At 39.0% G+C, this 22,208-nt stretch carries 19 protein-coding genes; 3 read left to right on the plus strand and 16 right to left on the minus strand.

The genetic code is table 11. From position 1 onward, the window contains the following. Nucleotides 1-159: 159 nt before the first annotated feature. The 15 genes from carA to argR all read right to left on the minus strand — a co-directional run bounded on the left by carA (nt 160) and on the right by argR (nt 15,752). A complete protein-coding gene (gene carA, locus ACRD7B_RS06655) occupies nt 160-1,239 on the minus strand; it encodes a glutamine-hydrolyzing carbamoyl-phosphate synthase small subunit (protein WP_430823709.1) in 1,080 nt (359 codons plus the stop codon). A 257-nt stretch (nt 1,240-1,496) separates the two neighbouring features. Continuing rightward, the gene (locus ACRD7B_RS06660) at nt 1,497-2,837 is read right to left on the minus strand and encodes a citrate/2-methylcitrate synthase (protein ID WP_430823710.1); all 1,341 of its coding nucleotides are present in this window, start codon (nt 2,835-2,837) and stop codon (nt 1,497-1,499) included. Between the two features lie 18 nt (nt 2,838-2,855). Then, nucleotides 2,856-4,187: an argininosuccinate lyase gene (gene argH / locus ACRD7B_RS06665; protein ID WP_430823711.1), complete on the minus strand. Its 1,332-nt coding sequence runs from the start codon at nt 4,185-4,187 to the stop codon at nt 2,856-2,858. 175 nt (nt 4,188-4,362) lie between these two features. Next, on the minus strand, nt 4,363-5,430 hold the full coding sequence (locus tag ACRD7B_RS06670; RefSeq protein WP_430823712.1) for a M20 family metallo-hydrolase: 1,068 nt from the start codon (nt 5,428-5,430) through the stop codon (nt 4,363-4,365). A gap of 18 nt (nt 5,431-5,448) precedes the next feature. Next, nucleotides 5,449-6,228, minus strand: a complete 780-nt coding sequence (gene argB / locus ACRD7B_RS06675) for an acetylglutamate kinase (RefSeq protein WP_430823713.1) — start codon at nt 6,226-6,228, stop codon at nt 5,449-5,451. After that, on the minus strand, nt 6,228-7,184 hold the full coding sequence (locus ACRD7B_RS06680; protein WP_430823714.1) for an N-acetylornithine carbamoyltransferase: 957 nt from the start codon (nt 7,182-7,184) through the stop codon (nt 6,228-6,230). The genes argB and ACRD7B_RS06680 overlap by 1 nt, the downstream gene beginning before the upstream one ends. 24 nt (nt 7,185-7,208) lie before the next feature. Next, nucleotides 7,209-8,453 carry a glutamate-5-semialdehyde dehydrogenase gene (locus tag ACRD7B_RS06685; protein WP_430823715.1) on the minus strand — a complete coding sequence of 415 codons (1,245 nt, stop codon included), beginning with the start codon at nt 8,451-8,453 and terminating at the stop codon, nt 7,209-7,211. 10 nt (nt 8,454-8,463) lie between these two features. Next, nucleotides 8,464-9,558: a glutamate 5-kinase gene (gene proB / locus ACRD7B_RS06690; protein ID WP_430823716.1), complete on the minus strand. Its 1,095-nt coding sequence runs from the start codon at nt 9,556-9,558 to the stop codon at nt 8,464-8,466. Nucleotides 9,559-9,562: 4 nt separating this feature from the next. Beyond that, a complete protein-coding gene (proC, locus tag ACRD7B_RS06695; protein ID WP_430823717.1) occupies nt 9,563-10,363 on the minus strand; it encodes a pyrroline-5-carboxylate reductase in 801 nt (266 codons plus the stop codon). 96 nt (nt 10,364-10,459) lie between these two features. Continuing rightward, a complete protein-coding gene (locus tag ACRD7B_RS06700; protein ID WP_430823718.1) occupies nt 10,460-11,056 on the minus strand; it encodes an NUMOD4 domain-containing protein in 597 nt (198 codons plus the stop codon). Between the two features lie 19 nt (nt 11,057-11,075). Next, nucleotides 11,076-12,206 (minus strand): aspartate aminotransferase family protein, encoded by a 1,131-nt coding sequence (locus ACRD7B_RS06705; RefSeq protein WP_430823719.1) that lies wholly within the window; start codon nt 12,204-12,206, stop codon nt 11,076-11,078. A 150-nt stretch (nt 12,207-12,356) separates the two neighbouring features. Next, nucleotides 12,357-13,322, minus strand: a complete 966-nt coding sequence (argC, locus tag ACRD7B_RS06710) for an N-acetyl-gamma-glutamyl-phosphate reductase (protein ID WP_430823720.1) — start codon at nt 13,320-13,322, stop codon at nt 12,357-12,359. Then, entirely contained in the window at nt 13,315-14,532 is a 1,218-nt protein-coding gene (locus ACRD7B_RS06715) for an argininosuccinate synthase (RefSeq protein ID WP_430823721.1), read from the minus strand. The genes argC and ACRD7B_RS06715 overlap by 8 nt, the downstream gene beginning before the upstream one ends. Before the next feature lie 31 nt (nt 14,533-14,563). Then, the gene (locus ACRD7B_RS06720) at nt 14,564-15,232 is read right to left on the minus strand and encodes a GNAT family N-acetyltransferase (RefSeq protein ID WP_430823722.1); all 669 of its coding nucleotides are present in this window, start codon (nt 15,230-15,232) and stop codon (nt 14,564-14,566) included. 40 nt (nt 15,233-15,272) lie between these two features. Next, nucleotides 15,273-15,752 carry an arginine repressor gene (gene argR, locus ACRD7B_RS06725; RefSeq protein ID WP_430823723.1) on the minus strand — a complete coding sequence of 160 codons (480 nt, stop codon included), beginning with the start codon at nt 15,750-15,752 and terminating at the stop codon, nt 15,273-15,275. Nucleotides 15,753-16,342: 590 nt separating this feature from the next. Between argR and carB the strand changes: the two genes are divergently transcribed. After that, nucleotides 16,343-19,564, plus strand: coding sequence for a carbamoyl-phosphate synthase (glutamine-hydrolyzing) large subunit (gene carB, locus ACRD7B_RS06730; protein WP_430823724.1), 3,222 nt, complete (start codon nt 16,343-16,345; stop codon nt 19,562-19,564). A 137-nt stretch (nt 19,565-19,701) separates the two neighbouring features. On the opposite strand, the gene ACRD7B_RS06735 is transcribed toward carB, so the two are convergent. Beyond that, complete coding sequence (locus ACRD7B_RS06735) at nt 19,702-20,373, minus strand: 2-C-methyl-D-erythritol 4-phosphate cytidylyltransferase (protein ID WP_430823725.1); 672 nt, start codon at nt 20,371-20,373, stop codon at nt 19,702-19,704. Nucleotides 20,374-20,503: 130 nt separating this feature from the next. Here ACRD7B_RS06735 and ACRD7B_RS06740 point away from each other — a divergent pair, with 130 nt between their 5' ends. Then, a complete protein-coding gene (locus ACRD7B_RS06740; protein WP_430823726.1) occupies nt 20,504-21,184 on the plus strand; it encodes a DUF2461 domain-containing protein in 681 nt (226 codons plus the stop codon). A gap of 59 nt (nt 21,185-21,243) precedes the next feature. Further along, complete coding sequence (larC, locus tag ACRD7B_RS06745) at nt 21,244-22,038, plus strand: nickel insertion protein (RefSeq protein ID WP_430823727.1); 795 nt, start codon at nt 21,244-21,246, stop codon at nt 22,036-22,038. The last annotated feature ends 170 nt before the right edge of the window (nt 22,039-22,208 follow it).

The following is a 22,208-nucleotide window of genomic DNA, read 5'->3' on the forward strand; positions in this document are numbered from 1 at the left end:
ATTATCGGGAGTTAATGCCGATACAAAAGCACAGGTTGATTTTTTTATCAATCGTTTTGGTTTGTAAGCGGTATTACAAGTCGCGCCCCCGTATTGTTTGTAATTAAAAAGGAGCAACCAGTTATGATTGCTCCTTGAAAAAAAAATATGTTGAGTTAATTACTTACTTTTTTCGATCAAGCCAATAAATTCATCGAACAAGAATTCAGTGTCCGTTGGTCCACTAGAGGCTTCGGGGTGAAATTGTGTTGAGAAAAATGGTTTGCTCTTGTGTTTTATACCTTCGTTGGTTTTGTCATTCACATTGAGGTACAATGGTTCCCAATCATCACTTAGGCTATCATTATCAATGGCAAAACCATGATTCTGGCTCGTAATATAGCAAGTGTCAGTACCAACTTTTATTACAGGGTGATTGTGAGCTCTGTGACCATACTTTAGTTTGTACGTGCTCGCACCTGATGCAATACCTAAAAGTTGATTACCCAGGCAAATACCAAATATTGGTTTGCCAATCTCCATTGCTTTCTGAATGTGTTTAACTGTAGCAGCACACATTTGCGGATCGCCAGGGCCATTCGAAAGCATGATGCCATCGTAATCTTCCTGAGTGAAGTCGTAATCCCAAGGTACACGAATAACGGTTGTATCGCGCTTAAGTAAGCAGCGTAGGATGTTGTTCTTGGCACCTGTATCCACTAAAACGACTTTGTGTTTCCCATTGCCATAAACTTGCTTTTCTTTCACACTTACCTTAGCAACAAGGTTTTCCTTATTAGGATCATCAAAGTCAATACTTTCTCCTTCAATCTCGATCTTGCCTAACATCGAACCTTTCTCACGAAGTACTTTGGTTAGGGCGCGTGTGTCGATGTCAAAAATACCTGGAACTTTATTTTGAATTAACCATTCGCGAAGGCTGTTTTCTGCATTCCAATGGCTGTATTCAAAAGAATAATCCGATATAATTAATCCTGAAATATGAATGCGATCTGATTCATAAAACTTAGGGATGCCATTCTCCTTTTCATCTTTTGGAACACCGTAGTTTCCAATCAAAGGATAGGTAGCTACCAATATTTGTCCTTCGTACGATGGATCTGTTAAACTCTCAGGATATCCCGTCATGGCTGTATTGAAAACAACTTCACCTGCAATGGATTTGTGATATCCGAATGATTTTCCCTCGAAGACCGTACCGTCTTCCAACACTAATTTAATCTTTTGTAAATCTGGCATACCTACTGATAATTAAGTCTTTCGTATTCAATTAAACAGAAAAAATGCATTTATCTAATTTGCGGATAAATGCATGCATATCGACTTTTATTATGCGCTTCAAAGGTAATAATTATTTGCTTAATTGGCTAATTTTTCATGAATAAGCGCATATTTATAATTTAAATGAAATATTTATGAATATATATGCAATAAAAAATGAGGGGCCGTTCAATCTCCCCCTTGAAACAGCCCCTCATACCCAATCAACAAAATTCTTATCTATTCTCCATTTCCATGTATGGAATATGGTCGTGTACGTTTTTATATGCTGGTCTGATAATTCGTTTGCTCGAACCACACACTTCTTCGATGCGGTGAGCACACCATCCCGCAATGCGTGAAACTGCAAAAATTGGTGTGTAAATCTCCTTAGGTATTTGTAAACAATCGTAAACAAAGCCGCTGTAGAAATCGACATTCGGACAAATTACCTTGGCATTTTCACCCTTAAATTGATAAAATACTTCTGGTGCCAACTTCTCAATGGAAGCATAAAGATTAAACTCATCCAATCGCCCCTTTTCGATGGCCAATGCCTTCGCTTTTTCCTTTAATAATACAGCGCGAGGATCGGAGTATGTGTAGATGGCATGGCCAATACCGTATATCTTACCGGTATTATCAAAAGCCTTTTTATTCAATATCTTCAATAAATAGTCACTTACTTCTTTCTCGTCAGACCAATCGGAAACATTTGTTTTAATGTTTTCAATCATGTCCATTACCTTTAGATTGGCGCCACCGTGTAGGCCACCTTTTAGTGAACCCAATGCAGCCGCAATAGCTGAATAAGTGTCGGTTTGTGCTGAGCTTACAACCCTTGTTGTAAAGGATGAGTTATTCCCACCACCATGTTCGGCATGTATTACCAATGATAAATCAAGTAAATCAGCTTCTAACTTGGTGTAGTTATCGCCCTTAAGCATGTAAAGAAAGTTCTCTGCTGCACTTAATCCCGGTTGTGGGTGGCGTATTACCAATGACTTACGTTGGTAGGAGTGACGCATTCCAAAATAGGAGTAGGCTACAATTACTGGGAATTTCGCAATTAAACTGATTGACTGCTTAATGAGGTTTTCAGGAGAAAGATCCTCCGCTTTATCGTCGGCTGTGTATAAACCAAGAACAGAACGAGCCAGCATATTCATGATATCGCGACCTCGTAAGGATAGAATCATGTTTTTGGAAAAGAATGGTGGTAGTTCGCGCTCTGCTGATAATATGTCATCAAATTCTTTTAGCTCTGTATCGTCAGGAAGTTGTCCCGATAGTAAGAGGTAAGCTGTTTCTTCGAAACCATGACGCTTATTGTCTTGAAAACCTTGTACTAAATCCTTTAGCTCAACTCCTCTGTAGAATAGTTTTCCTTCTTTTGGAGTTATCTTTCCATCTGCTTTATCGTAACCTTCAACGTCGCCAATGGTGGTTAAACCAACAAGCACTCCTGAAAAATCGGCATTACGCAAGCCTCGTTTTACACTATAGGTGTCAAATAAGGTTTTATCGATGTTGCTTGATGTTTCTGCGTTTTGTGCTAATTTTTCAAATAATGTCATTCAATTTAAGTTTTATGGTTATCGAATTAGTTTGTCAATGGCATCGGCCACTTGGTTAAAACTGAATTCGTTAATTACTTTGTCTTTCTTTTTACTAATCTCTTTGGTGCACAAATTACCTATCGATCCTTCGTGTGTATGCTTTACCTGGCAATCCGTCTTGAAGAGATCATTATTAATCTGTTCACCAATCTGTTTATAGGCATCTCTGAATGGTACACCTTGTAAAACTAATTTATTCACTTCCTCTACACTAAATGCCAGGCGATAGCGTTCATCGTTCATTATCTCATCCTTCACTTCGATGTTTTCGATGGCAAAGGTGGCAATCTCCAAACAACTAATGATTTCTTCAAAAGCTGGTATAAACTGCTCCTTTATCAATTGCAAATCACGAAAGTAGCCAGTTGGCAAGTTGGCAGTAATCATGCTAATGCTTTCGGGCAAAGCCTGAATTCGGTTGCATCGTGCGCGTAGCAATTCAAATACATCCGGATTCTTTTTGTGCGGCATTATGCTCGAACCAGTTGTTAACTCATCTGGTAACTTCAGAAAAGCAAAATTCTGACTCGTGTACAAGCATCCATCAATGGCTAGTTTTCCAACCGTTTGTGCAATGGATGATAAAGCATAGGCAATAGTTCGTTCCATTTTCCCACGACCCATTTGGGCATAAACCACATTGTAGTTTAAATCGTCGAAACCAAGCAACTTTGTAGTTAGCGTACGATCAAGCGGAAAGGATGATCCATAACCAGCCGCAGCTCCCAAAGGATTTTGATTAGCCGTTTTCCAGGCTGCCAATACCATGTGTAAGTCATCAACCAAACTTTCAGCAAAAGCACCAAACCACAAACCAAAGGACGATGGCATAGCAACTTGCAAATGCGTATAGCCCGGAATGAGCACATCTTTGTGTTGTTCGCTCTTTTGTTGCAATACCTTAAACAACTTGTTTACTGCTTCAACCACATCATGAATGCGATGGCGAGAAAAAAGTTTTAAATCGAGTAATACCTGATCGTTTCGTGATCGCCCACTGTGTACCTTTTTACCAGTGTCACCAAGTTTTTGTGTCAATAAAAGTTCAACTTGCGAATGCACATCTTCCACTCCATCCTCAATGGTGAAATCGCCAGCCTGTGCTTTTTTATATAAATCCTTTAGTTCTTTTAATAGAGCATCTAAATCTGCTTTATTTAAGAGGCCAACATTTTCAAGCATTGTGATGTGTGCCATGGTACCCATAATATCGAAGGGTGCCAGATAAACATCCAATTCACGATCGCGTCCCACCGTGAATTCTTCAATCTTTTTATTTACCGATGTTCCTTTATCCCATAATTTCATAACGAATTACTTTATAGAGTAGATAAAAAGTGAAGATGATTGAATAAATATTCCTAATTGTAAATATTTAAAGGGTATTTATTTCAATTCGACAAATATATTCACTTTTAGTAATAAATTAAAATTTACTGATGTATATTTATGACTTATGTCATTAATTTGTAATGTTTATAAACTACTTTATTTCTAGTTTGTCTAACATTTTTACATAGATAGCCACGCCTTCTCTTATCTCATTTAAATAAATGTATTCATCAGGCGTGTGCGAACGAGCCGAGTCGCCGGGACCCATTTTTAAAGTTGTGAAGTCCATCACTGCCTGATCGGATGTGGTAGGAGATCCGTAATGATTACGCCCAAGCTCAATACCTCTTTCTACAAGAGGGTGGTCAATGGGAATGGACGAACTATTGATACGATAGGAACGAGCTTTAACATCACAATCAACTTCCTTAGCTATTAATTGATGTAACTCCTTGTTGGAGTAACATTCGTTTAGGCGAACATCTACGACAAATTTGCAGCTATCAGGTACAACATTGTGTTGATTACCAGCCGATATTTGGGTGACGGTCATTTTTACTTTACCAAGATGAGGCGATACTTTTGGGAATTCATAGGTTTGAAACCAAGCGATATCTGACATTGCTTTGTAAAGCGCGTTTTCACCTTCATCGCGAGCGGCATGGCCAGTTTTGCCATGTGCTTCACAATCAAGTACGAGTAAGCCCTTTTCGGCAACAGCCATTTCCATTTGTGTGGGTTCGCCTACAATGCCCAGGTCAATTTTGCCTAGTTGGTCAAGAATGGAAGCTACGCCGTTGACACCTGAAATTTCTTCCTCAGCAGTTGCTGCAAAAACCAGATTGTAATCCTGTTCAGTGTCTTTGAGGCACAAAAAAGTAGCCATTAATGCAACTAATGGCCCACCTGCATCATTGCTCCCAAGTCCTGTAAGTTTATCACCTTCAAGAGTTGCAGCAAAAGGGTCGTAGGTCCACTTTGAAGAGGGTTTAACTGTATCGAGGTGAGAATTGAGTAGTATGCTTGGTAATTCAGGGTTTGGTTTTTTAGCCCAGCACCAGATGTTATTATTGCTGCGATTTACATTTAGGCCTTTAGAGCTTAAATACCTTGACATTAATTCAAGCACCTTATCTTCATTTCTACTGAATGATTCGGTTGTGATGAGTTGCTTTAGAAGCTCAATGGCTTCATCTGTATATTGCTCTATATTTAGCATTCTTATTGGTTGTGGTAATTATAATTCGAGTTGTGTGCCTTTAGAAAAGCCATTCTTGAGGCCTTCAGAATTGGAAATCAGAACTTGCTTAACACCATGTTTCAAAGCTGAAAACCCATTGTCGAGTTTCGGAATCATGCCATCAGAAATAGTGCCGTCATCTTTATAAGTTTGGTAAAGTTCTGTATTCAAATTTGTAATGACTGAGTTATCATTGTTCGGATCAGTTAGTACGCCACTTTTCTCAAAACAATAGGCCAACTGAACACTAAAGTCCATGGCAAATGCTTTTGCCAATTCGGCGGCTATGGTGTCAGCATTGGTATTTAATAGTTGGCCCTTGCCATCATGGGTGAGTGGTGCAATTACTGGAATTACCTCATTTTTGATTAAGTCGTTAAGCTGTTCTGTGTTAACTGATGTAACATCACCCACATAACCATAATCCACATCTTTAACTTCGCGTTTCTTGGCTCTAATTAAATCAAGATCAGCTCCGCAAAGGCCAATGGCCGATTTGTTAAGGGTCTGTAGTTGAGCCACAATATTTTTATTTACTAAGCCGCCATAAACCATTACCACTACGTTAAGAGTGTCGGTATCTGTAATGCGTCGGCCATCTACCATCTTAGTCTCAATGCCTAATTTTTCGGCTATGGCGGTTGCTGAGCGCCCACCTCCATGTACAAGAATTTTGTGCCCGGCTATTTTTGAAAAGTCCTGGATGAAGGTTTCGAGGCTTTCGGCGTTTTCAACCACTTTACCTCCAACTTTGATTATCGTAAGACGTTCTTGCATTAGTCTTGATTTAAATTTTCGAGCATTCGTTTAATCACAACCTGAGCTGATACTTCTCTGTTAGCTGCTTCATCAATTACAATGCTGTTTTCACTATCAATCACTTCGTCGCTTACAATCATGTTTCGTCGAACAGGCAGGCAGTGCATGAATTTGGCATTGTTTGTTAATTTCATTTTTTCTTCATCAACTGTCCAGGAGCGATCTTTGCTTAAAATCTGTCCATATTCGGAATAGGATGCCCAGTTTTTAGCATAGATGAAGTCTGCATTTTCAAAAGCTTTATTCTGATCATACTCGATTGTAGCACCATTGCTAAATTCAGGAGCCAACTCATAACCCTTGGGGTGCGTAATTACGAACTCAACATCGGCTTTCTTCATCCACTCAGCAAATGAATTTGGTACAGCCTGTGGCAGTGCTCGTGGGTGTGGTGCCCAGGTTAGTACGACTTTTGGGCGTGCCTTGGTTTTGTATTCTTCAATGGTAAATAAATCGGCAAAGGCTTGCAAAGGATGGCGTGTAGCACTTTCCATGCTGATAACCGGTACACCTGCAAATTCGATAAACTGGTTTAGAATGTTTTCTTCATAATCAGCTTTTTTATCTTCGAATGTTGCAAATGAGCGAACCGCAATGATATCGCAATAACGACCAATGACTGGTACAGCTTCACGCAAATGCTCAGGTTTGTCGCCATCCATTATCACGCCGAACTCACTTTCCAACTTCCAACCATCCTTATTGACATCCAGAACGATGACATTCATGCCAAGGTTCATAGCTGCTTTTTGAGTGCTTAATCTGGTACGCAGGCTTGAATTAAAAAAGATCAGAATAATGGTTTTATTCTTACCAAGAGTGTCCCAGGCATATGGTGTGCGTTTAACTTCTTTGGCCTCTTGTAAAGCTTGACTTAAATCGCCTATATCGTCAACGGTTAAATATCTCTTCATGATGGTATGTTTTACTTTTGTGGTTTAATCTCTAATTTGTCCCTCTCCACGAACGATCCATTTATAACTGCAAAGTTCGTTTAATCCCATTGGACCGCGAGCGTGCAATTTTTGGGTGCTAATGCCTATTTCAGCCCCAAGACCAAACTGAGCCCCATCGGTAAAGGCTGTGCTGGAGTTGACATACAAGGCCGCTGCATCTACTTCATTTAAGTAGCGTTCAATTCTATCTGCGTCAGTGGCAATAATAGCCTCGCTATGTTTTGAGCTATATTTGTATATATGATCGAGAGCTTCGGTTAAGGTATCAATGGTTTTAATCGACATTTTGTAATCCAAAAATTCAGTGCCAAAATCTTCAGGTTTAGCTTTTTCTAAGAGATTTTTCGGGTACAGAGAATCAAGTTTATTATAGGCTCTCTCGTCTGCATAGATTTGGACTTGTTTTTTTGCCAACTCGTGAACCAAAATTGGCAGATCGTTAATTCTGTTGCTGTGTATAAGTAAACAGTCAAGCGCATTACAAACGCTCACGCGCCTTGTCTTGGCATTGAGTACGATTTTTTTTCCCGTATCCAGATCGGCAGATTTATCGAAATAAGTGTGCACAATCCCTGCACCAGTTTCAATTACAGGAATTTTCGCGTTATCGCGAACTGAATTAATTAGACTTTGTGAACCTCTTGGAATGAGTACATCAACTTTGCCAACTGCATTCATCAACTCTGTGCTTGCAAGTCGATCGCTTGGTAGAAGTTGAATGATATCAGGATCAACGCCAAGGCTTTTAAGAACGTTTTTGATGATTCGAACCAGTTCTGTGTTACTGTTTTCTGCATCGCTTCCACCCTTTAGTACACAGGCATTACCTGAGCGCAGGCACAAGGCAAATACATCAATGGTAACATTAGGGCGAGCTTCGTATATGATACCAATTACGCCAAGAGGTACGCGTACTTTTTCGAGATTGAGACCATTTGCGAGAGTTCTTTTTTCAAGGCTCTCGCCAACAGGTACGGGCAATTCTGAAATAGAAACTAGGTCGTGTGATATTAATTCCAAGCGCTCGCGCGATAGCTTTAAACGATCATATCGTGGATCGCTTTTATCCATTTTATTTAAATCAAGCAGATTAGCCTCAAGTATTTTGGACTTCTCAACCAGGATAGCCTTACTCAACGATTTAAGAATCATTTCGGTTTGCTCTGCGTCAAGTTTTGGCATGCTACGTGAAGCCTGTTTTACTTTTTGAAAATAATTGTCGTACATATTGTTTGTATTAAGGCTCAGTAATTAGTTCAGGATAGAGGTATAGGTAGTCGTAATGAACGAGGGGTTTATACTTTTTATCGTGTTTATGTTTTTCTGCTTTGTCGATGTCGTATGCAGCTTTTCCAATGCCAATGGTTTGTTTTTCTGTATTTAATATGCGTACCAAATCACCTTTTTTGAAACCGCCATTAATGGCTGTGATTCCTGCTAAAAGTAGGCTGGTAGCTTTGGGCGAATACAGAGCTTGTAGTGCGCCCTCATTAATTGTGATTTCAGCTTTGGTAAAACCTTCGGAATAGGCAATCCATTGTTTTATGGCCGGGCTTGGCTCACTTGCTTCGAAGTGGGTATGGACAACCTTTTCAGATTGATCCAATAGGCTCAATAGAATATTGTCAATGGTGCCATTGGCAATGTGCACATTAATTCCTGATGCGGCTGTTTTCTTAGCTATGTTGCACTTGGTTAGCATACCACCTCGCCCAAAGTCTGATTTATTGGTTGAGATATATTTGGCTAAATCTGTATCCTTATGGTTTATATTTTCAATGACCTTTGATTCAGCTAAATCAGGATGTCCATTGTAAATGCCGTTAATATTAGATAGAATAATTAGCCCCTGACAGGCCATCATCGAAGCCATCATGCCACTCAATTCATCATTATCGGTGAACATGAGTGCGGTAACCGAAACAGCATCGTTTTCATTAACAATTGGGATGACATTGTTCTGCCACAGCGCATTTACACAATTCTTCATGTTTAAGTAATGCTCACGCGTTCTAAAATCTTCCTTTGTTACAAGCACCTGCGCCACTTGAATATTGTGTTTTGCAAAGAGTTCGGCATAAAGGTTAATAAGTTTTACCTGGCCAATGGAACTTAATAGTTGACGTTGCGAAACGCGATCCAGCTTTTTATCAATAGATATTAATCCACGCGCTGAAGCAACAGCTCCGGATGAAACCAATACTACTTTCTTACCCGAGTTATGCAACTGAGCGATTTGTTCAACAAGCTGGTTTACCCGTTGACGATTTAATCCGCCTTCGGAGTTAGCCAACACATTTGAACCAATTTTTATGGTCAATTTGTTGTACATAGTATTATTTGCCGTTTTCTATTTTATTAAATGAGGTTAATAAACCTTTGATCAAGGACGAACTAAAACCTTGGTGCTCCATTTCATTTAATCCAGAAATGGTAACGCCTCGTGGAGTAGTTACTTTGTCAATTTCATCTTCGGGATGATTGCCTTTCTGGATGAGTAGATCGGCGGCACCTTTAACTGTTTGTGCCGCAATTTGAAGAGCTAATCTAGAGCCAAAGCCAATTTCGATACCTCCTTGGGTAGCCGCGCGAATGAAACGCATGGCATAGGCTATTCCACAAGCAGCTAGTACCGTTGAGGCTGCCATTAATTCTTCAGGAACAATGAGTGCCTGCCCCATTTGACGAAATAGTTCCAATACAATTTCGTCTTGCTCTTCTTTGGCATTATATGAAGAAATACATGTCATTGATTCGCCAATTTCAACAGCTGTATTTGGCATTGCTCTGAATATAGGCAGTTGAATTCCACAGAATGAATGAATTTGTTCTGAATCAACACCTGTAGCGAGCGAAACAACAATCGTATCTGCTTTTAAAGCTGGTTTGATTTCTTGTACAATGGCTTCTAACTGATAGGGTTTAACAGCAAGAAGAATGATGTCAGCATTCTGCGAAGCTTCTAAATTGTTCTTGGTAATAACTACACCTTTTTCTTTAAAATCAGATAATAAATTGGTGCGTCGGCGTGTAATAGTGAGCTGAGAGGGTTTGAATAAACCTTTATCAAGTATACCTGCAGCTATTGCAGAACCTAAATTTCCACCACCTATGATAACTAATTTATCTGCTTTCATAATTCGATTTTTTGGAAAATAAATGTGTCATTTTATCATTGAGAAACCCAATGCGCTTATAAATTTACACAAAACTCCCAAAAAATCGTTAGAAAGTTATTTGCTTTCTTCCGCTGGTTCGTTCGAATCGACTTTAACGTGTGCCCAGTTTTCGCCAGATTTAATTCTGTAGAGTTGCATTTCGCTGATGCCAAACTGTTTTGCTATTAGTTTTAAACGTGTTTTGCGATTCGGATCCATGATCTTCATCTTTAATCGCATTACTTGTGTGGCAGTAAGCTTATGACCTTGTTGTGTTTTGCGCCCTTTTTGTTTCTCTCTTGCCTCAAGAACCATTGGATTTTTTTGTTGATGTTCAAACATCTCATCCTTATTGGCCCATACGAGGTTTTCAATGTAGTTATTTGATTTATTAAAATCCTTATGTATTACAAAGGTCTGGTCATCTGACTTATTTGTTAAGAAAAGTTCTGCAACTAACTTATGAACGTAATAGGTTTTTGATTTCCCAAAAGGTCTTAGAGGCAGGGTGGGATAGCCACGTAATTTTCCGCCTCTGATATAGGTGCCTTTCTCTCTTGAATCAGTAAAACTGATTATTCTCCCATAATTTGAAATAGCATAACGTTTTTTTAAGGCGCCTTCTTCAAATTTTAATTCTTTCCATTCTTCGTTCCAGTGTGACCTAACCATTATTCTAATAATAAATTGTTTAACCGCTCTCTACAGCTTCGCTTAAGCAGTCGATAAAATAGTCCACATGACTCTTTTTGAGAGTCAGTGGAGGTAATAACCTCATAGTACTTGTGCCGGAAACGCCAGTAAAAATATAATTTTTTCTTAATAATTCCATTCTTATAGGTTTAATAGGCTTATTTAGATCGATTCCAATCATTAGTCCTTGACCCCTAACTGCCTTTATGTTGCTTATTTCTGATAGTTTCGACAGTAGATAATTACCTGTTTCTAAACTATTGTTGATTAATTTTTGGTTCTCGATAGTTTCTAATACAGCCAAGGCTGCGGAGCACGCCAAGTGGTTGCCCCCAAAAGTTGTTCCAAGTAATCCATAACTTGCTTCCAGATGTAGCGCAATTAAAACTCCACCGATGGGGAAACCATTACCCATTCCTTTAGCTATTGTAATCAAGTCGGGTTTCACATTGGTATACTGAAAGGCAAAAAACTTTCCGCTTCGTCCGTAGCCCGATTGAATTTCATCAAGTATTAAAAGCGTGCCATATTTTTTGCAGAGCGTTTCTAATTTTTCTAGAAATTTCGGGTCAGGAACAATGATGCCACCAATTCCTTGGATGCCTTCTATAATCACGGCAGCAACATCTTGTTTGGATAAACAAGCTTCAATTTTTTCCAAGTCATTCAGAGGAAGAATTTCTACCACATGATTGGCATTGAAGGGCGCAATGATATTCGCATTGTCCGTAATGGCAACTGCGCCGGAAGTACGGCCATGAAAGCCTTTTTCGAACGCAACTATCTTTTTACGACCTGTTTTAAACGAAGCTAGTTTTAAAGCATTTTCATTTGCTTCGGCACCTGAGTTACATAAAAACAATTGGTAGTCAGGTAGCTCAGCTAACTCTCCCAGTTTATTAGCAAGCTCTTGCTGTAAAGGATTTTGAATAGAATTACTATAAAAACCAAGTTTGCTCAGTTGATTGCTTATGCGATCAACATAATGAGGGTGGCTATGGCCAATGGAAATGACGGCATGGCCACCATAAAGGTCAAGGTATTTATTGCCCATATCGTCCCATACATAACAATCCTCGCCTTTTACAGGCGTAATGTCAAATAGTGGATAAACCTCAAATAGTTTCATGGTTTTTATATTAATTATACTCTAGTAAAAACGGTAATCGTGGTAGGATGTAGCACCACAGACTCGTTAGTCTGTGGTGCTGATAAGCTAAGGAGCCCTCTTATACAAAGAAGAATGAACACCTAAAAATTTAAACCAAATAAACCAATGCTAAAAAGCAACCGACTTAAGTTGAAGACCCATTGCTTCATCCAAACCATAAATGATATTCATATTTTGAACAGCCTGACCAGATGCTCCTTTTACAAGGTTGTCTATCACGCTGATGATATGTAATTTGTTATTGTGTTTTTTAACTTGTACCAATGCTTTGTTTGTGTTAACCACTTGTTTTACATCAGGACTTGACTTAACCATGTGTGTAAAAGGTTGATCTGAGTAGTACTCATTGTATAACTTCAAAGCTTCTTCTTCACTTAAATCACAATCAAGATAAACTGATGCTAAGATTCCTCGTGGAAAATTACCACGCATTGGAACGAAATTAATGTCGTGCCTAAAACCTGGCTGTAATTGTTGCATGGTTTCACCAATCTCTCCTAAATGTTGATGAGAAAATGATTTGTAAACCGATGCATTGTTATTGCGCCAGCTAAAATGTGTGGTTGCTGAGGGTGCTTGTCCAGCACCTGTGGAACCAGTAATGGCATGAATATGCACTTCGTTTAACAAAGCTGCATTAGCAAGCGGTAGTAAAGCCAGCTGAATGGCTGTAGCAAAACAACCAGGATTAGCGATCTTATTAGCTTTAGCAATGGCTTCTTTATTACATTCTGGTAGGCCATATACAAAACCGTCTGCATCTTCGTTTAAGCGAAAGTCGTTACTTAGGTCAATTATATTACCCTCAAACGATGTTGGAATGGCATCGACAAAACTTTTTGATCGACCATGGCCCATGCATAGAAATAATACATCTGCCTCATTGTAGTCAACATCCTTTGCAAAAAGCATATCAACATTACCAACCAAGTCGGTATGAGTACTGCATACTTCCAAGCCAGCCTGACTTGAGCTTTGAATAAAACTAATTTTAACCTGCGGATGGTGTATCAATATTCTGATTAATTCACCAGCGGTATAACCTGCGCCACCAACAATTCCAACGTTAATCATCTTTCCCTTCAAGGTTAAGTTGCCCTTTATTTACGGCATTATAAATTTTCATTGGCGTTGCCATGATGGTTGTAAATCCTTCAACATCACTTGCAGTCCAGGCTTTATTCATCTCACCATATTCACCAAAAGTACTATTCATTAAATCGTGATCTGATTCGATACCAACCATCTCGTAACGATATGGCTTTAGTTTCATGATGACCTTGCCAGTCACATTTTGCTGCGTGTTTTCAAGAAATTTCTCAATATCACGCATGCTTGGTTCAAGGTATTGCGACTCGTGTAAAAACATGCCGTACCAATTGCCCAATTGCTCTTTCCAATGCATTTGCCACTTGCTCAAGACATGTTTTTCGAGCATATGGTGTGCCTTAATAATTAATATCGGAGCAGCAGCTTCGAAACCAACGCGGCCTTTAATACCAATAATAGTATCGCCTACGTGCATGTCGCGACCAATGGCATAAGGCGTAGCTAAGGCTTCAATTTTCTGTATGGCTTCTATGGGTGTAGCAAATGTTTCATCGTTCACTTTACTAATCTCACCCTTTGTGAATTCTATCGTTAAAGTCTCCTCATCTTTTGCTTTCAGTTGACTTGGGTAGGCATCTTCGGGCAAAGTTTGGTTTGAAGTTAAGGTTTCTTTACCACCCACACTTGTTCCCCAAAGTCCTTTGTTGATGGAGTACTCCATCTTGGTCCAATCGCGATCAACGCCACGTGATTTGAGAAAGTCGATTTCTTCCTCACGCGATAATTTTAAATCTCGAATTGGTGCAATCACTTTTATTTCTGGCGCTAAAACCTGAAAGGTTAAATCAAATCGAATTTGATCGTTACCGGCACCAGTGCTTCCATGAGCAATGTATTTGGCACCTATTTTTCGGGCATACTCAACAATGGCAAGTGCTTGAAAGATGCGTTCAGAACTTACTGATAAAGGATAAGTATTGTTTTTTAAGACATTACCGTAGATCATATAGCGAATGCAGCGCTCGTAATAGCGATTGGTAACATCTAAAGCTGTATGCTCTGTTACGCCTAACTCGTAGGCTTTGGTTTCGATGTCTTCCAATTCTGCTTCAGAAAATCCACCTGTATTAGCTAAGGCTGAATACACATCTAAATCCTTTTCTTCGCAAAGATACTTCACGCAATATGAGGTATCTAATCCGCCGCTATACGCTAAAACTACTTTATCCTTCATCTTTATTATTATTAGCTACATTTTGTATATCCTATAAAAAAGCAGTTACTTTTTTAATGCCATTGATTGTATTGTTCCTGTTTAATTGGAATACTGATTTCTTTATGGTATTCCATTTGCTTTTAAGTCCCTTTTTTGATTTACTGTTATTTGCTTCCTTAACTGGTTTTATTCGGCTGGGATCAAACAACATGCCTGTGCATAAACAATGACGTCGCTCGGTACGCAAAAGAATATCATAGTTAACGCACGTTTTGCAGCCTTTCCAAAAATTTTCGTCGTCGGTTAATTCCGAAAATGTAACAGGACGATAACCTAAATCAGAATTTATTTTCATCACGGCTAATCCTGTGGTTAAACCAAAGATCTTAGCATCAGGAAATCGTTCTCTGGATAGATCAAAAGCTTTACTTTTAATTGCTTTGGCCAAGCCGTGGCCTCTATAATCATCCACTACAATTAAACCCGAGTTAGCTACATATTTGTCGTGTCCCCAAGTTTCGATGTAGCAAAAGCCGGCAAATACATCATCTTGAAGCGCAAGAATTGCCTTGCCCTCTTCAATCTTTGAAAGAATGTATTCAGGACTACGTTTAGCAATTCCTGTCCCGCGAACCTTTGCTGCTTCAGCAATGGTGCTCAGAATTACATCAACATAACTCTTGTGTTCTTTTTGTGCGACAAAAATGTTAAACTTCATTAGGCTTATATTATTAAGCGCTTGTTACGCTCATTGATATTTATAATATTTTCTCTTTTAGGCCTGGCATAAATAAGGACAAGGCATTGATTACATCCGTTTTACTTACGCCTTCGCGGCTTATAAGTAATATGGTATCGTCGCCAGCTATTGTTCCTAATATTTCGTATGGACCATGACTATCTATTACCGATGCTATGCCATTTGCAAAACCAGGTCTTGTTTTTATGATGGCCATTTGCCCTGAAAATTCAATGGATTCAACGCCACTTACAGGAAACTCCTCTAATCGTCCAGGCTCTTCATTTTTTTGCGCTGATTCAGGTATTACATATTTATATCCCGTTTCAGCATCGGGCACTTTTGCCACTTTCAAATATTTAAGGTCGCGCGAAAGTGTTGCCTGTGTTATTTTATAACCTTCGTTTTCTAATAGGCTAACCAACTCTTCCTGCGAACTAATTTTTTGTGATCCGATTAATTGCTTTATCGCCATTAATCGTTGAGCTTTTATTTTCATATGACTATGTTTTTTCAATTGCCTCCCGATAGCTATCGGGATGGAACTCGCCTGAAAATAACTATCCTCGAATGTGATAATTATTTATTATGGCTCGTTTCATGTGCCAAGTACTAATTGAAATTATTACTTGAACCAAGTTATTCATTTAAGCATCCTTCTTCAATAAATACTTAAACGAATGATTTGATTCATTCTCCATTGTATATTTATACGGTGTCGATGCAAATTTATTCATTAATTATTAAAATCAAAGCTGTTTTTTGTAAAAAATATGTATTTTTGTACGACAATATGATTCAATAATTAATAAAATTAAGGTCGACTAGTGACTGTATTCCGCTTGAACATAGGCTTTCTGCAAGATATTATCCGCTCAGTATATCTATTCATTGGTTCTTTTTATTTTTCTTATTCTTTGTTTTTTGCTTCAAATGAATCAATAAATGAATGTATTTGTATAAAAAATGAATATTCTGAGGTGAAATATGATCTAGAAGTAAAGATGTGCGCTAAGTTTATGCATAAAATTCAAAAGGCATAGGTGGAGTTGTTAGTAATTGATACGAAAAAATAAATCATATATAAAAATGAAGAAGAACGTCAAAAAGGTAATTGTACTAGGTTCGGGAGCGCTTAAGATTGGCGAGGCTGGTGAATTTGATTATTCTGGCTCACAAGCTTTGAAGGCTTTAAAGGAAGAGGGAATTGAAACGGTATTAATTAATCCAAACATTGCAACTGTACAAACTTCTGAAGGAATAGCAGATAAGATTTACTACTTGCCTGTAACGCCTTATTTTGTTGAGGAAGTGATGAAGAAGGAGAATCCCGAAGGTATTCTTTTGGCGTTTGGAGGTCAGACTGCATTAAATTGTGGTACTGAATTATATGAAAATGGCATTCTTGAAAAGTACAATGTTGAGGTGCTTGGTACACCTGTGCAATCTATTATTGATACTGAAGATAGAGAGATATTTGCCAACAAGCTAAAGGAGATTGATGTAAAAACTCCTATTAGTATAGCGGTTACCTCTGTTGAGGAGGCTGTAAAAGCATCCAAAGAAATAGGTTTTCCAATCATTGTTCGTGCTGCCTATACGCTTGGCGGAATGGGCTCTGGTTTTTGCCACAGCACTGAGGAATTGATTGAGCGAGCTGAAAATGCTTTTTCATACTCCAATCAGATATTGGTTGAAGAATCATTAAAAGGTTGGAAAGAGGTAGAGTACGAAGTGGTTCGTGATGCTTACAATAACTGTATTACTGTTTGTAATATGGAAAACTTCGATCCACTTGGTATACACACTGGGGAAAGTATTGTAGTAGCGCCATCGCAAACACTATCAAATTCGGAGTATCATAAGCTAAGGGAGCTTGCCATTAAAATAATTCGCCACATTGGAGTTGTTGGTGAGTGTAATGTGCAATATACTTTAGATCCTAACTCTGAAGATTACCGTGTAATTGAAGTGAATGCACGTTTATCTCGTTCGAGCGCTTTGGCATCAAAAGCCACTGGTTATCCATTGGCTTTTATTGCGGCTAAACTTGGTTTGGGTTACAGTTTGCATGAGTTGAAAAACTCTGTAACGAAAACAACTACAGCCTTTTTTGAGCCAGCTTTAGATTATGTTGTGTGTAAGATACCTCGTTGGGATTTAGGGAAGTTTTCAGGCGTATCTAAACAGATAGGATCAAGTATGAAGTCCGTTGGAGAGATTATGGCCATCGGTCGTAATTTTGAAGAAGCCATTCAGAAGGGACTTCGTATGGTAGGGCAAGGCATGCACGGCTTTGTGGCCAACCAAGAGTTTAAGCAGGAAGGAATAATTGAGGAGCTGACAGAGCCGACTGATCAACGCGTTTTTGCAATTTCGGAGGCTTTGCAAGCAGGTATGAGCATTGATGAAATTCATGAGCATACACGAATAGATAAGTGGTTTCTTGAAAAATTAAAGAATATAACGGATCATCAGAAAGTATTGGAGTCGCATAATTCACTGGAGACATTACCTCGCGAAGATCTGTTGTTGGCGAAAAAGATGGGTTACTCTGATTTTCAGGTGGCACGATTGGTGTTGAACACACCTTCTGCTCAAATGGAGAAAGGTCTGCTACAAGTTCGCGCTTTTCGTAAAGCCAATGGTATATTACCTGTGGTTAAACAGATTGATACAATGGCGGGTGAGTTTCCAGCACAGATCAATTACCTGTATCTTACTTATAGTGGACAATTTCATGATATCGATTATGAACAGGATGGTAAGTCGGTTATTGTGTTGGGTTCTGGTGCCTATCGCATTGGATCATCGGTCGAGTTCGACTGGTGCAGTGTAAATGCCCTAAATACGATTAATAAGCAAAACCATCGATCAATAATGATCAATTATAATCCTGAGACGGTGAGTACGGATTACGATATGTGTGATCGTCTTTACTTTGATGAATTAACTCAGGAGCGTGTTTTGGATATCATTGATCTGGAAACACCAAAAGGAGTGATTGTTTCGGTGGGAGGACAGATTCCAAATAATCTGGCCATGAAGTTGCATCGTCAGGATGTACCTATTTTGGGTACTTCACCAGAGGATATTGATCGCGCCGAAAACCGTCAGAAGTTTTCGAGTTTGTTGGATGAGTTAGAAGTTGATCAGCCGCGTTGGAGCGAGTTAACCTCCATTGAAGATATATTCACATTCGTTGAAGAAGTTGGTTTCCCTGTTTTGGTTCGCCCATCTTATGTGCTTTCAGGAGCTGCCATGAATGTGGTTTCGAACAAGGATGAGTTAGAGCATTTCTTAACACTTGCGGCTAATGTGTCAAAAGAATTTCCTGTGGTTGTATCTGAGTTTATTGAACAAGCTAAAGAAATTGAAATTGATGCGGTAGCTAACAAAGGTGAAGTTGTAGCTTATGCCATTAGTGAGCATATTGAGTTTGCTGGAGTTCACTCGGGTGATGCTACCATCGTGTTTCCACCTCAGAAGCTATATATTGAGACGATTCGTCGTGTAAAGCGCATATCAAAAGAAATTGCCAAAGGATTAAATATCTCGGGGCCTTTCAATATGCAGCTGTTGGCCAAGGATAACGATATAAAAGTGATTGAGTGTAATCTGCGCGCATCTCGTAGTTTCCCATTTGTATCAAAAGTACTGAAGGTTAACTTAATTGATATTGCTACTCGTGTAATGCTTGGCTTGCCTGTTGAGAAGCCAAACAAGAGTTTGTTTGAACTGGATTACGTTGGGATAAAAGCTCCTCAATTCTCATTTGCTCGCTTGCAAAAGGCCGATCCTGTACTGGGGGTTGATATGTCATCGACAGGTGAAGTGGGTTGTATTGGCGATAATTATTACGATGCGGTGTTGCAAGCTATGTTATCGGTAGGTTACAAAATTCCTGAAAAGAACATTTTGATCTCATCGGGGCCTGCTCGTTCGAAACTGGAGTTGCTGAACAGTGCTCGTATGTTGAAGCAACGTGGTTTTAATTTATTCGCAACAGGAGGTACGCATAAATTCTTTGCGGAAAATAATGTGGAAACTACTTTGCTTCACTGGCCAAATGAGGATAAGAAACCAAATACCTTGGATTATATCAGGGAGAAGAAAATTGATTTGGTGATAAATATTCCTAAGAATTTAACAGAAAGTGAATTGAAAAATGGCTACAAGATTCGTCGTGATGCCATTGACTTTAACATTCCATTAATTACCAATGCGCGACTAGCAAGTGCTTTCCTTTATGCCGTATGTAAATGGGGCAAGGAAAAGATTAGTATCAAACATTGGGATGAATACAAATAAAGATTATTAGTAGGTTTTTAATCTTTACAAATTCCCGCTCTGGACAGCTCTAGGCGGGAATTTTTTTATTTAAAAAAGTTGGTCAGTTGAAATAGATAAAACTTAAGCGTCCCACAGCCAAGTCTATTATCTAAAATCTAGCAATCTATAGTCATATAAGCCTCAGCCAATACTAAATCCGAAGGCGTTGTAATTTTAATGTTTTCACGATTACCCTCAACTAAATGAATGCTTTCGCCCATGGATTCCACTACCGAAGCGTCATCGGTAAAGAGTGGATCAAAATCTTGTTCGTATGCTTTTAACAGAATATCCGACTGAAAAACTTGAGGTGTTTGAACTAGCTTAACGGTGTTGCGGTCTATTGCTTTACTAGTTTTATCTTGAGTTAAACGAACCGACTCAAAGGCATCAAGCACAGGAATGGCATTGCCCTTATTATTGGCCTCATCATAACATCGTTTCAATGTATCTTCGGAGACAAGTGGACGAACGCCGTCGTGAATGCCAATTAAGGCGGGCGTATCAACCAGAGCTAGCCCATTTTTAACACTGTTGAAACGGTTCTCTCCTCCCGTGGTCAGATGATGTTTGATGGTAAAGTTGTGTTGTTCGCAAAGCTTACGCCAATGCTCCATTTGGTTTGCAGGTAAAACCAATACGAGTCTTATGGTACTGTCGAAATTGAAAAATGCGTTTAGGGTATGCATAAGTATGGGCAAGCCTTTTACTTCAAGGAATTGTTTTGGGATTTCGCCTCCCATTCTGGTTCCACTGCCACCTGCCACTATAATTGCGTATCTATGCATTAGCTATTTTTTGAGTATTGAATAAATCAAAATTACATTGCTTGCGGTAAGCATCCAAGCCTCTCGGTTTATTCTTTCCATTTTTTTGATTCTATTGTGCATTTGCGTATTTTTCAGAAAAAGCAATTTTATGATAGAACCAATAGTGTATGACTTTCTGAAAGATCTGAAAGTGAATAACAATCGCGAGTGGTTTGCCGAACATAAGCCAAGATTTCAAGCTGCAAAATTATCTTTCGAAAACTCCATTCAGCAATTTATTGAGATGATACATAAGGAAGATCCTTCGATAGGTTTGCCTGCACCCAAGGATTGTGTTTTCCGGATTTATCGCGACACACGTTTTGCAAAAGATAAAACGCCATATAAAACCAACATGGGAGCTTATGTTGTAAATGGCGGTCGCAAAAGTCCAATGGGTGGATACTACATACACATTGAACCGGGCGCTTCGTTTGTGGCTGGAGGAATATACTGTCCTCCTTCGGATGTACTGAAGAAAGTGCGCAAGGAGGTTTATAACTTTAGCGATGAGTTTAAGGAAATTATATACGATAAGCAGTTTAAAAAACTATTTCCAAGTTTATATGAAGATAAGCTGAAGATGGCTCCTAAAGGTTTTCCAAAAGACTTCGAGGATGTTGATTTATTGAAATACAAATCATACATAGTATCGCAAGAATTGAAGGATGAGGAATTGACTGGGGAGAAAGCGAAATCAATTCTTACAAAAGCCATTAAAACCTTGCGCCCATTAAATGATTTTATAAATCGAGGCGTTGCCAGCGATGAAGAAGAAATTACGTTGTAATTGATCTAGGTCAATTTTATTAAGCCGTTTAAATCGTATTTTTAGTTTAAAATTATTACATGCAATTATACATAGATCCCAAGGGAGGAATGGCAGGCGATATGTTCGCTGCAGCACTTATATCAGCAGGTGCTGATGAAAAATTAATGGTGGAAGCAATGCTGTTGGCTGCCAACAAAATTGGTAAGGCAAGCATTAAAACATCTTTAACGCATGATAGTGCTCATCGCTTACATATCGAAATAGAACATCATCATGGTCATTTATCGGGCCATAAGGCCTACCATTTGCTCGAAGATATCTTTGCAGAGTTGAAGATTGAGGAACGGTATCAGGCATTTGGCTTTAGAGCTTTAAAAGCATTGGTTGAGGCGGAGATTAAAGCGCATAAAGAGAATACTTTTTTAACGGATCATATTCATGCCCATCACCATCATCATCATAACGAAAGTGCCGATCATGATCATCACCATGAAAAGGAAGACGCTTATTTACACGAGGCGCAGGATATTTTGATTGATATTACAGGTGCTGTATATGGTCTGCAGTTGTTAAACGCATCAACCGAAGCTCGATTAACTAATCCAGTTAGTTTAGGAGGAGGTCATATTACATTCTCGCACGGTCATTTGCCAGTTCCTGCTCCGGCAACCAAAATCATCTTCGATAAAAATAATTTGCCTGGAGATCTTGGCCCACTTGATGTGGAACTGTGTACGCCAACCGGGGCTGCTATATTAGCTGGTTTGGAAGCTAAAAAGGTAAGTGAATTTCCAACTTCATTTACGAAAGAAGGAACTTCAAGAGGAGGGAAGGATTTTGAAATTCCACCATTGAAATTAATGCTGGAATAAAAAGTTAAGAATTACGGATGGGGCTGTCTCAAAAGAGATTTTGAAATCCAGACAACTTAAAGATTAAAACTTAATCTTTATTTCTACCCCTCCAAACCTCCCCTAAAGTGGAGGCTTAAGTCCCCTTCAGGGGATTTAGGGGTAACAAATATTGAAGTTAGTTACAAATT

This window comes from Carboxylicivirga fragile, from assembly GCF_050589805.1.
Classification (GTDB): Bacteria; Bacteroidota; Bacteroidia; order Bacteroidales; family Marinilabiliaceae; genus Carboxylicivirga; species Carboxylicivirga fragile.